This window comes from Streptomyces sp. NBC_00390 (genome assembly GCF_036057275.1).
In the GTDB taxonomy this organism is placed as follows: domain Bacteria; phylum Actinomycetota; class Actinomycetes; order Streptomycetales; family Streptomycetaceae; genus Streptomyces.
Map to the genome: position 1 here is coordinate 4955596 of NZ_CP107945.1, position 13476 is coordinate 4969071.

At 70.4% G+C, this 13476-nt stretch carries 11 protein-coding genes; 8 read left to right on the forward strand and 3 right to left on the reverse strand.

Annotated elements, in window-relative coordinates:
* The first annotated feature begins 21 nt into the window (after positions 1-21).
* Positions 22-819 (forward strand): exodeoxyribonuclease III, encoded by a 798-nt coding sequence (locus OHS70_RS21830; protein WP_328399579.1) that lies wholly within the window; start codon positions 22-24, stop codon positions 817-819.
* Here OHS70_RS21830 and OHS70_RS21835 read toward each other — a convergent pair.
* Positions 807-1466 carry a MerR family transcriptional regulator gene (locus OHS70_RS21835; protein ID WP_328405814.1) on the reverse strand — a complete coding sequence of 220 codons (660 nt, stop codon included), beginning with the start codon at positions 1464-1466 and terminating at the stop codon, positions 807-809. The two genes, OHS70_RS21830 and OHS70_RS21835, sit on opposite strands and share 13 nt — an antisense overlap.
* Before the next feature lie 179 nt (positions 1467-1645).
* Between OHS70_RS21835 and OHS70_RS21840 the strand changes: the two genes are divergently transcribed.
* From OHS70_RS21840 to OHS70_RS21855, 4 genes are all read left to right on the forward strand, one after another.
* Complete coding sequence (locus tag OHS70_RS21840; RefSeq protein WP_328399581.1) at positions 1646-3169, forward strand: flavin-containing monooxygenase; 1524 nt, start codon at positions 1646-1648, stop codon at positions 3167-3169.
* Entirely contained in the window at positions 3166-4080 is a 915-nt protein-coding gene (locus OHS70_RS21845) for an alpha/beta fold hydrolase (protein ID WP_328399583.1), read from the forward strand. Before OHS70_RS21840 ends, OHS70_RS21845 begins: the two co-directional genes overlap by 4 nt.
* On the forward strand, positions 4077-4967 hold the full coding sequence (locus OHS70_RS21850; protein WP_328399585.1) for an SDR family oxidoreductase: 891 nt from the start codon (positions 4077-4079) through the stop codon (positions 4965-4967). Before OHS70_RS21845 ends, OHS70_RS21850 begins: the two co-directional genes overlap by 4 nt.
* A gap of 97 nt (positions 4968-5064) precedes the next feature.
* Positions 5065-5298, forward strand: a complete 234-nt coding sequence (locus OHS70_RS21855; RefSeq protein WP_328399587.1) for a hypothetical protein — start codon at positions 5065-5067, stop codon at positions 5296-5298.
* 114 nt (positions 5299-5412) lie between these two features.
* Here OHS70_RS21855 and OHS70_RS21860 read toward each other — a convergent pair whose 3' ends face one another.
* Positions 5413-8703: a S41 family peptidase gene (locus tag OHS70_RS21860; RefSeq protein WP_328399589.1), complete on the reverse strand. Its 3291-nt coding sequence runs from the start codon at positions 8701-8703 to the stop codon at positions 5413-5415.
* 161 nt (positions 8704-8864) lie between these two features.
* Between OHS70_RS21860 and OHS70_RS21865 the strand changes: the two genes are divergently transcribed.
* A complete protein-coding gene (locus tag OHS70_RS21865; RefSeq protein WP_328399591.1) occupies positions 8865-9452 on the forward strand; it encodes a TetR/AcrR family transcriptional regulator in 588 nt (195 codons plus the stop codon).
* A 114-nt stretch (positions 9453-9566) separates the two neighbouring features.
* Positions 9567-11732, forward strand: coding sequence for an MMPL family transporter (locus tag OHS70_RS21870; RefSeq protein WP_328399593.1), 2166 nt, complete (start codon positions 9567-9569; stop codon positions 11730-11732).
* A 147-nt stretch (positions 11733-11879) separates the two neighbouring features.
* On the opposite strand, the gene OHS70_RS21875 is transcribed toward OHS70_RS21870, so the two are convergent.
* Positions 11880-12224, reverse strand: coding sequence for an SsgA family sporulation/cell division regulator (locus OHS70_RS21875; protein ID WP_328399595.1), 345 nt, complete (start codon positions 12222-12224; stop codon positions 11880-11882).
* Positions 12225-12395: 171 nt separating this feature from the next.
* On the opposite strand from OHS70_RS21875, the gene OHS70_RS21880 reads away from it, so the two are divergent.
* A complete protein-coding gene (locus OHS70_RS21880) occupies positions 12396-13475 on the forward strand; it encodes an energy-coupling factor ABC transporter permease (RefSeq protein WP_328399597.1) in 1080 nt (359 codons plus the stop codon).
* Position 13476: the final 1 nt, after the last annotated feature.

Consider the following 13476-nt stretch of genomic DNA (forward strand, 5'->3'; position numbering starts at 1 on the left):
GGCGGTCGGTATGGTGCCGTGGTGCTCACCGTGACATCCGTGAATGTGAATGGGATCCGCGCCGCCGCGAAGAAGGGCTTCGTCCAGTGGCTGGCCGGTACGTCCGCCGATGCCGTCTGTCTCCAGGAGGTACGCGCCGAGGCGGATCAGCTGCCGGCCGCCGTGCGTGACGTGGAGGGCTGGTACACGGTGTACGCCCCGGCCGCGGCGAAGGGCCGCGCGGGGGTCGCGCTGTACACGCGGCGCGAGCCGGACGACGTGCGGATCGGTTTCGGATCGAGCGAGTTCGACGGCAGTGGCCGCTATGCCGAGGCGGATCTGCCCGGGGTCACCGTCGCCAGCCTGTATCTGCCGTCCGGCGAGGCCGGCACGGAGAAGCAGGACGAGAAGACGCGCTTCATGAACGAGTTCCTGCCCTATCTGGCCGGGCTCCGGGCCAGGGCGGCGGCGGACGGCCGCGAGGTCGTGGTCTGCGGCGACTGGAACATCGCTCACCAGGAGGCCGACCTCAGGAACTGGAAGGGCAACAAGAAGAACTCCGGCTTTCTCCCCGAGGAACGGGAGTGGCTGACCCGTGTGTACGACGAGGCCGGGTATGTCGACGTGGTGCGCGCGCTCCACCCGGACCGGGAGGGTCCGTACTCGTGGTGGTCCTACCGCGGCCGCGCCTTCGACAACGACACCGGCTGGCGCATCGACCTTCAGGTGGCGACGCCCGGGCTTGCGCGCCGCGCGGTCAAGGCATTTGTCGAGCGGGCGGCCACGCACGGCGAGCGGTGGAGCGACCATGCGCCGGTGACGGCGGTCTACGAACTCTGACCGGCCTGCTGCGCGTTCTCGGCGGCCTCGGGCGCCCTGCGTATACGGCGGTCCATCGCCATGGACAGCTCGGCCTCGACCACGCTCTTCGCCAGCGGGCGCAGCCGCTCCAGTCCGGCGTCGGCGCTGTGGGTGCTCAGCATGGCGGCGAAAAGGTCGGCCAGGGCGTCCGCGTGGACGCGGACCTGGCGGCCTGCCTCCAGCACCGCCGAGAGCGGGACTCCCTCCCGTACCAGCGCCGCCGACACGTCCAGCAGGCGGCGGCTGATGTGCACGATCTCGTCGCCGTCGGTGGCCAGATAGCCGAGCTCCAGCGCTGTGGCCAGGTTCTCGGGGGTGACCTCGCCCTCGAAGTAGTCGGCGAGTGCCTCCGGGGTGAGCCGGACCGGGGTCTCCTCGGTGGGTTCACCGAGCCCGAGCACCTCGCCCACGTCCCGGCCGCTCTCGAACGTGGTGGCCAGGTCGGCGATGCCGGTGAGCGTGTGGCCGCGCTCGAGCAGGGCGGCGATCGTACGGAGACGGGCGAGGTGGTGGTCGTCGTACCAGGCGATCCGGCCCTCGCGGCGGGGTGGCGGCAGGAGACCGCGCTCGCGGTAGAAGCGCACGGTGCGCGCTGTGATGCCGGCCTCCTTGGCCAGTTCCTCCATGCGGTACTCGCGCGCTTCAGTCACAGCAGAAGCCTATGTTGTACCGCCGGTAACTTGTCGCGCCCTGCCCCTACCGCTCGGTATGCCACTGCTCTACTCTCCCAACCATGCCAGTGTTTGCTGGCAACGTCAGTGGGTCCGGCCCGGGACGGTCCGGGACGTTCAGCGGGAGGCGCGGGATGACCGATCAGCAGCACGAGCATGTACGGGTGGCGGTGATCGGATCCGGATTCGGCGGCCTGGGCGCCGCGGTCCGGCTGCGCCGCGAAGGTATCACCGACTTCGTCGTCCTGGAGCGTGCGGACTCGGTGGGCGGCACCTGGCGGGACAACAGCTACCCGGGCTGCGCCTGCGACGTGCCCTCGCACCTCTACTCCTTCTCCTTCGCGCCCAACCCCGACTGGCCGCGCACCTTCTCCGGCCAGGAGCACATCCGCGCCTACCTGGAGCATGTCGCCGACACCTTCGGGCTCCGCCCGCATGTGCGCCTGAACCACGAGGTGCTGATGATGCGCTGGGACACCGACGCCCGGCGCTGGGACATCGAGACCTCGCAGGGCCGGCTCACCGCGGATGTCGTCGTCTCCGCGACCGGGCCGCTGTCCGACCCGAAGATCCCCGAGATCCCGGGCATCACCGAGTTCCCCGGGAAGGTCTTCCACTCCGCCCGCTGGGACCATGACTACGACCTGACCGGCAAGCGCGTCGCCATGGTCGGGACCGGTGCGTCCGCGATCCAGATCGTGCCCTCGATCCAGCCGAAGGCCGGCAGGCTGACCGTCTTCCAGCGCACCCCTCCGTGGGTGATGCCGCGTGTCGACCGGAAGATCACGGCGGCCGAGCGCTGGATGCACCGACAGCTGCCGTTCACCGGTGCCGCCCGGCGCGGACTCCTGTGGGGCATCCGGGAACTGCAGGTACAGGCCTTCACCAAGCGGCCGAACGAACTCGGGCTCATCGAGCGGCTCGCCAAGGCCAATATCGCCAAGCACATCAAGGACCCGGAGCTGCGGGCCAGGCTCACGCCCTCGTACCGCATCGGCTGCAAGCGCATCCTGCTGTCCAGCACGTACTACCCGGCGCTCGCCCGGCCGAATGTGGAGGTGGTCGCCTCCGGACTGCGTGAGGTGCGCGGGTCGACGGTGGTGGGCGCGGACAGGAGCGAGAGAGAGGTCGACGCGATCATCTTCGGTACGGGGTTCCATGTCACGGACATGCCGATCGCCGAGCGGGTCGTCGGCGCGGAGGGCATCACGCTCGCGGAGGCGTGGAAGGACGGGATGGAGTCGCTGCGCGGCGCGACCGCGGCGGGCTTCCCCAACTGGATGACGATCATCGGCCCGAACACGGGACTCGGGAACTCCTCGATGATCCTCATGATCGAGTCCCAGCTGAACTACATGGCCGACTACATGCGGCAGTTGAACGTCCTGGGGGAGGGAACGGTGCTCTCGCCGCGGCCGTCCGCGGTGCACGCGTGGAACCGCAAGGTCCAGGACCGGATGAAGCGGACCGTGTGGAACACCGGCGGCTGCACCAGCTGGTACCTGGACGCCAACGGCCGCAACACCACGATCTGGCCGGGCACCACGGGTGAGTTCCGCAGTGCGACGCGGCAGGTGGACCTCGGGGAGTACGAGGTCGTCCGGGGGCCCAAGGTCGTCGCCGAAGCCGCCGCCGGCAGTGCGGAGGCCGCTCGATGAGCCGGCTGCTCAAGCGCACCGACGCCCCGCCGGTCGCCCGGCGCGAGCTGACCGTCGTCTCCGCCGACGGTTCGCGCATCCACGTCGAGGAACACGGCCCCGAGGGCGCGCCCACCGTGGTGCTCGCCCACGGCTGGACCTGCTCCACGCACTTCTGGGCCGCGCAGATACGGGACCTGGCCGCCGACCACCGCGTGATCGCGTACGACCAGCGCGGCCACGGCCGTTCGCCGGCGGTGCCCGGCGGCTACAGCACCGACGCGCTCGCCGACGACCTGGAGGCCGTGCTCGCGGCCGTCCTGGCTCAGGGGGAGAAGGCCGTGCTCGGCGGCCACTCCATGGGCGGTATGACGCTGATGGCGGCCTCCGGGCGGGACCGCTTCCGGCAGCACGCGGCCGCCGTACTGCTGTGCAGCACCGGCAGTGCGCGCCTGGTCGACGAGTCGCTGGTGCTGCCTCTGCGGTCCGGGCGGCTGCGCACCAGGCTCACGCAGTTCGTGCTGAGCGCGCCCGCACCGCTCGGCCCGGTCACCGCGCTGTCGAAGCGCATCCTCAAGTACGCCACGATGGGGCCGGGTTCGGCACCGGAGCGGGTCGCCGAATGCGCCCGTATCGTGCACGCCTGCGCCCGCAGGACACGGGTGGCCTGGTCCCACGTCCTCGGCGCACTCGACCTGGACACGGGTGTACGGGGCATGAACGTGCCCGCGATCGTCGTGGGCGGCACCGCGGACCGGCTGACCCCCATGGTGCACTCCCGCCACCTGGCCGCCGCGCTGCCCCAGTGCGTCGAGCTGGTGGAACTTGCCGGAATGGGGCACATGACGCCGGTGGAGGCACCGGAGGCGGTCACGGCCAAGCTCCGCGAGCTGGCCGGCACCTACCTGAACGCGAAGGAGAAGGCCGTATGAGCAGGACGGGTCTGGAAGGACAAGTCGCGGTCGTCACGGGCGCGGCGCGCGGTGTCGGCGAACTGCTGGCCCGCAAACTGTCGGCGCGCGGCACGAAGGTGGCGCTCGTCGGCCTCGAGCCGGACGAGCTCAAGAAGGTCTCGCAGCGGCTGCACGCCGACAACGACTTCTGGCACGCGGACGTCACCGACCACGAGGCGATGACGCGGGTCGCGCAGGAGGTCAAGGAGCGCTTCGGCAAGGTCGACATCGTCGTCGCCAACGCGGGCGTGGCGTCCGGTGGCCCGTTCGTGGACTCCGATCCGGCGGCCTGGCGCCGGGTGATCGAAGTCAACCTGATCGGAAGTGCGGTGACGGGGCGGGCGTTTCTGCCCGTACTGACCGAAAGCCGGGGGTACTTCCTGCAGATCGCTTCGCTGGCCGCCATCACGCCGGCGCCGATGATGACGGCGTACTGCGCGTCCAAGGCGGGCGTCGAGGCGTTCGCACACAGCCTGCGCGCGGAGGTCGGCCACAGGGGAGTCAGGGTCGGGGTCGGCTATCTGTCCTGGACGGACACGGACATGGTGCGGGGCGCCGACCAGGACGAGGTGATGCGGGAGTTGAGGCAGCGGCTGCCGTGGCCGGCGAACCGGACGTACCCGCTGGGTCCGGCGGTGGACCGGATCGTGGCCGGCATCGAGCGCCGCTCCCCGCATGTGTACGCGCAGTGGTGGCTGCGCGGGATGCAGGCGGTGCGCGGTTATCTGCCGGGGCTCGTCGGGACGGTGGGCCAGCGGGAGATGAGGCGCTTCGAGCCGCGGCTGGGCGGTGTGGCGAAGGGGCTCGTGGGGGCGGGCGGAGCGGCCGACGAGTCGGCCCGTACAGGGCGCACGGAGCGTAACTGATCGAAATGCGTGGTGTGTCCGTGCGTGCAAGGCTGGTCGCAGCCCAGGGGGCGTACCCCGCCCCCGACCCCCCTTCTCCCTTCAAGGAGTGACTTCCATGGGCATTCAGGACCAGTTCAAGGACAAGGAACAGCGGCTTGCCGGCCAGGCCAAGCAGGCGCAGCGTGGCGGCAAGCCGGCACCCCAGCAGCAGCCGACGCGAGGCCGACCGCAGCAGGGCCGCCCGGAGTCTCCGCAGCGCGGCTCGCAGTCCCGGGACCAGCGGCGTGAGCGCATGCAGGACGAGATGCACGAGGGCGAGGACAGGACGGACCGGGGCTACGACGCCTGACGAGGCGTACGTGAGGCACGGTTGAACGAGGCGCACCCGCGAGCGCGGGTGCGCCTCTTCCGTGTGCCGTGCTTCTTCTGTGCGACGTGCCGTGCCCCCGCTCCCCGCGCCGCCCTACGGCCGTGGCGGGAGCGGGGGGCGGCGGCGGTTGGGGGTGCCGGAGTAGTCAGGGGGGACAGCGGCAGGAGCGGACTTCAGCATGTCCAGGGCGAGTTGGACGGCATCGTCCAGTTGCGCGTAACGGCCTTCCGCCCAGTCCATGGGCGTGCGCAGCGCATCCAGGTCCGGTTCGACGCCGTGGTTCTCGATCGACCAGCCGTACGCGTCGAACCATGCCGCGTTCATCGGAACCGTGATCACCGTGCCGTCCCCCAGGCGGTGGCGGCCCGTCATGCCGACCACGCCGCCCCAGGTGCGGCTGCCCACCACCGGGCCCAGATTGAGGAGTTTGAAGGCCGCTGTGATCATGTCGCCGTCCGACGACGTCGCCTCGTCCGCGATCGCCACCACCGGGCCGCGCGGCGCGTTCGAGGTGTAGGAGACCGGCTGGGCGTTGCGGGTGAGGTCCCAGCCCAGGATCTTGCGGGTCAGCTTCTCGATGACCAGCTCGCTGATGTGGCCTCCGGCGTTGCCGCGCACGTCCACGATCAGGGCGGGGCGGGACACCTCCAGACGCAGATCCCGGTTGAACTGGGCCCACCCGGAGCCTCCCATGTCCGGGATGTGCAGGTACCCGCACTTGCCGTCGCTCAACTTCCGGACCACCGCACGGCGTTTGGCCACCCAGTCCTGGTAGCGCAGCGGCCGCTCGTCCACCAGCGGCACGATCGCCACCCTGCGAGGCCGCCCGTTCTCGTCGTCCGCCGGGCGGAAGGTCAGCTCGACGGTCGTACCGCCCGCGGCGGACAGCCTCGGGTACGGGCCGGCCACCGGATCCACCGGGCGTCCGTCGACATGGGTGAGGACCGCGCCCTCCCGGATCCCCGCCCCAGCGAGCGGAGAGCGTGCCTTGGAGTCGGACGAGTCACCCGGCAGGATGCGCTTGACCAGCCACTTCCCGTCCCGGCACACGAGGTTCGCGCCGAGCAGGCCCATCGCGCGCTGGTAGTGCGGCGGGCCCTCGTTGCGCCGCGCCGGGGTGACGTACGCATGGGAGGTGCCCAGCTCGCCCAGTACCTCGCGCATCAGATCCGCGAACTCGTCCGGCGACGCGACCCGTTCGACCAGTGGCCGGTACTGCTCCAGCACGGCGTCCCAGTCGATCCCGGACATGTCCGGGTCCCAGAAGAAGTCCCGCATGATGCGGCCCGCCTCGGCGTATGCCTGGCGCCACTCGGTGGGCGGGTCCACCTCGTGCAGGATGCGGCGCATGTCGATGAACACGGTCGAGTCGCTGTCGCCCGTCTCGGTGGCGGGCAGGGCCCTCAGGTCCCCGTCGTCCACGGCGACCAGCCGGCTGCCGTCGCCGCTCACCGAGAACCAGTCCAGGTGGCCGACGAGTTCGGTCTTGCGTGCCTTGGAGATGTCGAAGTGCTCGAGCGTGGGGCGCCCCGATGTGTCCGCCGGATTGACGAAGGTTTCGCCGAGCGCACCGGAGATCGGCCAGCGCAGCCAGACCAGTCCGCCGCCGGCCACCGGGTACAGCGCCGAGTACTTGGACGCGGCGACCGGGAACGGCGTCACCCGGTTCTCCAGGCCCTCGATCTCGACCATCACCGAGCTGTCGCCGGTCTCCTCCAGCGGATCGAGCCCGCCGGCGGCCGGCCGGCCGTCCGGCGAGAGCGCGAAGGGTGAGGGCGTGGCGGACGACAGCGGTACGAGATAGGGGCGGCAGCCCAGCGGGAAGGACAGGTCGCCGGTGTGCACGTCGTACACCGGGTCGAAGCCGCGCCACGACAGGAACGCCAGAAAGCGGCCGTCGCGGGTGAAGACCGGATTCTCGTCCTCGAAGCGGCCGTTGGTGACGTCGACGATCGTGCGGTCGGCGATGTGCGCCATCTTGATCTGGCGCAGGGAGCGCCCGATGCCCGGATGGGACCAGGTCAGCCAGCCGCCGTTGGGGGAGAACGCCATGTCCCGCACCGGCCCGTTGACGGAGTGGATCAGTTCGGTGACCTCGCCGGTGGAATCCTCGGAGGCGTCGAGCAGCAGCAGCCGCCCGTCGTGCGTCGCGATCGCGAGCCGTTCCCCGTCCGGTCCGGAGACCATCTCCTGGACCCGGCCGAGCTGCCCGGAGGCCAGCCGGCGTGCCTCACGGTCGCCGCTGGCCCGCGGCAGATACGCGATCTCGACGGCGTCCTCGCCGTCCGCGTCCGTGACATAGGCGACCTGTCCGCTGCTGCCGAGCATCACCGGCAGCCGGACCCGTACGCCCGGGGTGTCCGCGATGGTCCGGGCGGGTCCGTCGCGGTGCGTGAGCCAGTACAGGCTGCCGCGCACGTTGACGGCGCTGGCCCGCCCGGTCTCGTCGACCGCGACCCCGCCCACATGGTTGGCGGCCGGCACCTGGTACGTACGGCGTCCCGCGCGCGGCCCGCCCAGCCGTACCTCCAGCTTGCGCGGCCGGCCGTCGGGGATGTGCAGGTCGTCGACGATCCACAGGTCGCCCGCGCACTGGTACACGACCCTGCGCCCGTCGCTCGAGGCGTGCCGGGCGTAGAAGGCGTCGTGGTCGGTGTGGCGACGCAGGCCTGTCCCGTCCGGCAGGCAGGAGTACAGATTGCCGACGCCCTCGTGGTCGGACAGGAACGCGATCCGTCCGCCGTCGTCGGGGGACCAGCGCTCGGTGCCCGCACCGCGGATGAACATGGGAGAGTCCAGATGGCCTTCCAGGTCGGCCAGCAGCCGCTCGCCGTGCAGCCACAGACGGCCCGTCGCTCCGCCGCGGTAGCGCTTCCAGGAGGCCGGTTCGTGCGGCGGCTTGCCGGTGAGCAGCAGGGTGCGCCGGTCCCCGCCGGGCAGGTCCGTGACGGCGATGTCCCAGACCGGCCCCCAGGGCAGCTGTCCGCCGGGCGCTCCGTCCGTGGTGACGCTGTAGGCCCAGGAGTAGTACGAGAACGGCTGGCCGTGCGAGGAGACGGCGAGGATGTGACCGTCGGGCGTCCAGCCGCACACCCGGGTGTCGGTCGAACCCCAGTAGCTGAGCCGCCGTGCCGGGCCGCCGTCGACGGGTGCGAGATGGATCTCCGGGTCGAGGCTGCGCCAGGTCGTGTAGGCGATCAGGCTGCCGTCGGGGGAGAAGCGCGGGTGGCCGACCCTGGTCCGGTCGACGGTGACGCGCCAGGCCCGCCCGGGGCGATGGCCCGCCGGCACCAGGGGCGCCACCCACAGGTCGTCCTCGGCCGTGAAGCACAGCAGTTCGTCGTGCAGATGCGGAAATCGGAGATACGCGACATCGTCACTCACCCCCCAATGCTTTCGGTGCCTCGGGGGCGTGGCAACTCGGCCCGCTGCCGCACGCGTGAGCCAGGCCACAAGCGAAACGGTTTCGTTTCGATGGACGTATGGGCTAACTTCGAAGTGTACGAAACCGTTTCGTTCGGCTGGCGCCCGGGAAGGGGACCGTCATGACACGCAGCCGGCTCACCCCCGAGCGCGAGGCAGAGCTGTACAACGCCGTGCTCGACCTGTTGCGCGAGGTGGGTTACGACGCCCTGACCATGGACGCCGTCGCCGCCCGTACCCGCTCCAGCAAGGCCACCCTCTACCGCCAGTGGGGGAGCAAGCCGGAGCTGGTCGCCATGTCGCTGCGGCACAGCAAGCCGGTGGACATCTCGCAGATCGACACCGGCAGCCTGCGCGGCGATTTTCACGAGATGGTCGCGCAGTCGGACGACTGTCAGATGGAGCGGGACACCGCGCTGGTGCGGGGCCTCTCACGGGCGGTCCACGAGAACGACGATCTGCTCCAGGCACTGCGCGAGCTGTTCATCGAACCCGAAATCACCGGACTCGACACCATGCTGCAACGGGCGATCGCCCGCGGCGAGATCGCCGCGGACAACCCCGCACTGAAGTACCTGTCGCACATGCTGGTCGGCGCCTTTGTCGCCCACCCGCTGATCAATGACGAGCCCATGACCCAGGACTTCCTGCGCGACTACCTGGACGCCGTGATGCTCCCCGCACTGGGTCTCCCCGCCCCTGGCGTCTGAGCTCCCCCTCCCCGATCGCACCACCGACAAAGTCCTACCTGACACGCACCGCTCACGTCGTCGGGCTGGTCATGCCTGCCCTAGTCCCAACGACCTGACCGGGAGCCCGTACTCGTGGCCACGTATCTCTACAAACTCGGACGGACCGCCTTCCGGCGGCGCCGACTCGTCGCCTTCATATGGGTGGCGCTGCTGGTACTCGCCGGGGTCGGCGCGGCCTCCGCGTCCACCGCCACCTCCTCCTCCTTCTCCATCCCGGGTACGGAGGCCCAGAAGGCCTTCGACCTGCTCGACGAACGCTTCCCCGGTGGCAGCGCCGACGGGGCGACCGCCCGGGTGGTCTTCAAGGCCCCGGACAGCGAGAAGATGACCGAGGCCGCCAACCGGGCCGAGGTGGACAAGGCGGTCAGCGAGCTGAAGTCCGGCTCCGACCAGATCGCCTCGGTCACCGACCCGTACGCGGCGGGCGCCGTTTCCAAGGACGGCAGGACCGCCTATGTCTCGGTCTCGTACAAGGTCAACGGCATGGAGCTGACCGACGCCGCGCGTGAGGAGCTCCAGGAGACCGGCGCCGAGGCGCGGGAGGCCGGGCTGACCGTCGAGATCGGCGGCGATGCGCTGCAGGCCGCCCCCGAGACCGGGGCGGGCGAGATCATCGGCGTGATCATCGCCGGAGTCGTCCTCGTCATCACCTTCGGCTCCCTGGTCGCGGCGGGACTGCCGCTGCTCACCGCGATCATCGGCGTCGGCATCGGGATCTCCACCATCACCGCGCTGGCGAACGTCCTCGACCTGGGCTCCACCACCGCCACACTGGCCACGATGATCGGCCTGGCGGTCGGTATCGACTACGCGCTGTTCATCGTCTCCCGCTACCGCGCCGAACTGGCCGAGGGACGCGAGCACGAGGACGCCGCCGGACGGGCCGTCGGCACCGCGGGCTCCGCGGTCGTCTTCGCCGGACTGACCGTCGTCATCGCGCTGGTGGGCCTTGCCGTCGTCAACATCCCGATGCTCACCAAGATGGGCTTCGCCGCGGCCGGCACGGTCGTGATCGCCGTCCTCATCGCCCTCACCCTGATCCCCGCCCTGCTCGGCTTCGCGGGCAAGCGGGTGCTGGGCCGCAAGGTGCGCAAGGGCAAGCAGATCAGTGACAAGCCGAACGCCGGCACCCGCTGGGCCAGCTTCGTGCTGCGCCGCCCGGTGGTCGTACTGCTCGCCGGTGTGCTGGGTCTCGGCGCGATCGCCGTTCCGACCGGATCGCTCGAGATGGGCCTGCCCGACGACGGCTCGCAGCCGACGAGCACCACTCAGCGCAAGGCGTACGACCTGCTCTCCGACGGTTTCGGCCCCGGCTTCAACGGCCCGCTCATGGTTGTCGTCGACGGCGACCGGCAGAAGGCGGACCGTACCGTCGAGGTGATCCAGGGCATCGAGGGCGCCGCCGCCGTCACCCCGGCGACACTCAACAAGGCCGGCGACACCGCGATGATCACGGTCGTCCCGAAGGACCGGCCGTCCTCGGCCGCCACCGAGGAGCTCGTCCACTCCATACGGGACGCCGGTGACGACGACGTCCTGGTCACCGGTGCGACCGCGATGAACATCGACTTCTCGCAGCGGATGAACGACGCGCTGCTGCCCTATCTGGCGCTCGTCGTGGGCCTGGCGTTCCTGCTGCTGATGGTGGTATTCCGCTCGGTGCTGGTGCCCCTCAAGGCCGCCCTCGGCTTCCTGCTCTCCGTCGTCGCGGCGCTGGGTGCGGTCGTGGCCGTCTTCCAGTGGGGCTGGCTCGGCTCGCTCTTCGGCGTCGAGCAGACCGGCCCGATCATGTCGATGATGCCGATCTTCATGGTGGGCGTGGTCTTCGGTCTCGCGATGGACTACGAGGTGTTCCTCGTGACCCGGATGCGGGAGGCGTACGTCCACGGAGAGCGGCCCGGCCAGGCCGTTGTCACCGGCTTCCAGCACAGCGCCCGGGTGGTCGTCGCGGCGGCGATCATCATGATCGCTGTCTTCTCCGGCTTCATCGGCTCCAGCGAGCAGATGATCAAGATGATCGGCTTCGGCCTCGCGATCGCTGTCTTCTTCGACGCCTTCGTGGTCCGGATGGCGATCGTCCCGGCGGTGCTGGCCCTGCTGGGCCACAAGGCATGGTGGCTGCCCCGCTGGCTGGACCGGGCGCTGCCCGATGTCGACGTGGAGGGCGAGAAGCTGAACAAGGAACTCGCCGCGACGTCCGTGGACGGGGGCGAGGAGCGGGAGTTGGCGCGCGCCTGATCGCGGGGCGCGGGAATCGGACCCCGGGGGCATCCGGCCGGCGCGGTATCCGCGCCGGCCGGGGCCGGTGAAGGCACCGGCTGAGGCGGGCCCCCGGCGCGACGGCACCGGGGACGGGGTACGTCGCGGACCCGGTGGCCGTATCCGTCAGCCAGTGGCTGCGGGTGCGGCCACCGCGTACGTGTGGCTCAGGAACCGCATCAGCGTCTTGGCGTCGAACTGCACCACGGCGACACCGTCGGGTGTGTGGAACTCCACCACCGCCTGCACCCGACCGCACGGCCAGACGCTGATGTCGCCGACGCTCACCGGCACACGCAGGCCGGTCTCCAGCAGCGCGCGGGGGAAGGTCCACTCCCGGCCGCTGGGAAAGGCGAAGCTCACGGCCTGCGGTTCGGCCGGATCGTAGATCATGGACACGTGCACGGATCGGTACTGAGGAGCGTCGGTGACTATCCGGCCCCGGGCGTGTTCTTCGACGGCGGCGGGCATGTGGCGCTCCTCACACTCGTCTGATCTAGTACTTTGTCTTGCTTGTCATCTAATGTCGCATATTTCCCGCTTTGAAACCTTGCCTGTTCTGTAAGTTGTGCGCTCTTGCAAGTCGTTTGCAGGAAGGTTCATCATTGGACGGTTATCCATCTGTCCGAAGCGGAGCAGCCCATGCATGTCCCTGACGGTTTCATCGACGCACCTGTCTCGGTGGCCGCCGGAGTCGTCGCCGCAGGCGCCGTCGCCGTCAGCCTCCGCGGCGCCCGACGTGAACTGGGCGGATCCCCGGTCGCACTGGTGGGGGCCGAACGCACCGCGCCGCTGGCCGGCCTGGTCGCCGCATTCGTCTTCGCGGTGCAGATGCTCAACTTCCCCGTCGCGGCGGGCACCAGCGGACATCTGCTGGGAGGCGCGCTCGCGGCCATACTTGTCGGCCCGTACACCGGGGTCCTGTGCATGGCCGTCGTGCTGCTGATGCAGGGCATCCTCTTCGCGGACGGCGGCCTGACAGCGCTCGGCGTGAACATCACCGTCATGGGCGTGATCACTGTCCTCGTGGCGTACGGGCTGTTCCGCGGCCTGCTCGTGGTCCTGCCCCGTACCCGCCGCTCGGTGACCGCCGCCTCCTTCGCCGCCGCGCTGGTCTCCGTCCCGGCCTCCGCAGCCGCCTTCACCCTGATCTACGCGGTCGGCGGGGTCACCGAGGTCCCGATCGGGTCCGTCTTCACCGCCATGGTCGGCGTGCACACCCTGATCGGTATCGGCGAGGCCACCATCACCATGCTGACCGTCGGTGCAGTCCTCGCGGTGCGGCCGGACCTCGTGTACGGCGCGCGCGGCCTGTCCGCCCCGCTCAAGCTCAGGGTCGGCGGCGAGCTGGTGGACGCTCCGGCCGCCGCCCCAGCCCCGGCCGCCCCACGTTCCCCGCGCAAGGTCTGGCTCGCCGGCCTCGCAACCTCCCTGGTCCTGGCCGGATTCGTGTCCTTCTACGCGTCCGCCGATCCCGACGGCCTGGAGAAGGTCGCCGCGGACAAGGGCTTCGACACGTCGGTCGAGGAGCACGCCGCCGCCGAGTCGCCGCTGGCCGACTACGGCGTCAAGGACATCTCCGACGCCAGGGTTTCCGGCGGCCTCGCGGGTGTGATCGGCGTCGGCGCCACCGTCGTCGTGGGCAGCGGGGTGTTCTACGTGGTGCGGAGGCGGCGTACCGAGGACGCCGGACCCACCGCCGTACCGAGCACCTCGGCCTGAC

Excerpts from the sequence above, each read along its gene's own strand:
- OHS70_RS21835 (WP_328405814.1), bottom strand. The coding sequence starts at position 1,466 with ATGGAGGAACTGGCCAAGGAGGCCGGCATCACAGCGCGCACCGTGCGC.
- OHS70_RS21840 (WP_328399581.1), top strand. The coding sequence starts at position 1,646 with ATGACCGATCAGCAGCACGAGCATGTACGGGTGGCGGTGATCGGATCC.
- OHS70_RS21845 (WP_328399583.1), top strand. The coding sequence starts at position 3,166 with ATGAGCCGGCTGCTCAAGCGCACCGACGCCCCGCCGGTCGCCCGGCGC.
- OHS70_RS21850 (WP_328399585.1), top strand. The coding sequence starts at position 4,077 with ATGAGCAGGACGGGTCTGGAAGGACAAGTCGCGGTCGTCACGGGCGCG.
- OHS70_RS21855 (WP_328399587.1), top strand. The coding sequence starts at position 5,065 with ATGGGCATTCAGGACCAGTTCAAGGACAAGGAACAGCGGCTTGCCGGC.
- OHS70_RS21865 (WP_328399591.1), top strand. The coding sequence starts at position 8,865 with ATGACACGCAGCCGGCTCACCCCCGAGCGCGAGGCAGAGCTGTACAAC.
- OHS70_RS21875 (WP_328399595.1), bottom strand. The coding sequence starts at position 12,224 with ATGCCCGCCGCCGTCGAAGAACACGCCCGGGGCCGGATAGTCACCGAC.
- OHS70_RS21880 (WP_328399597.1), top strand. The coding sequence starts at position 12,396 with ATGCATGTCCCTGACGGTTTCATCGACGCACCTGTCTCGGTGGCCGCC.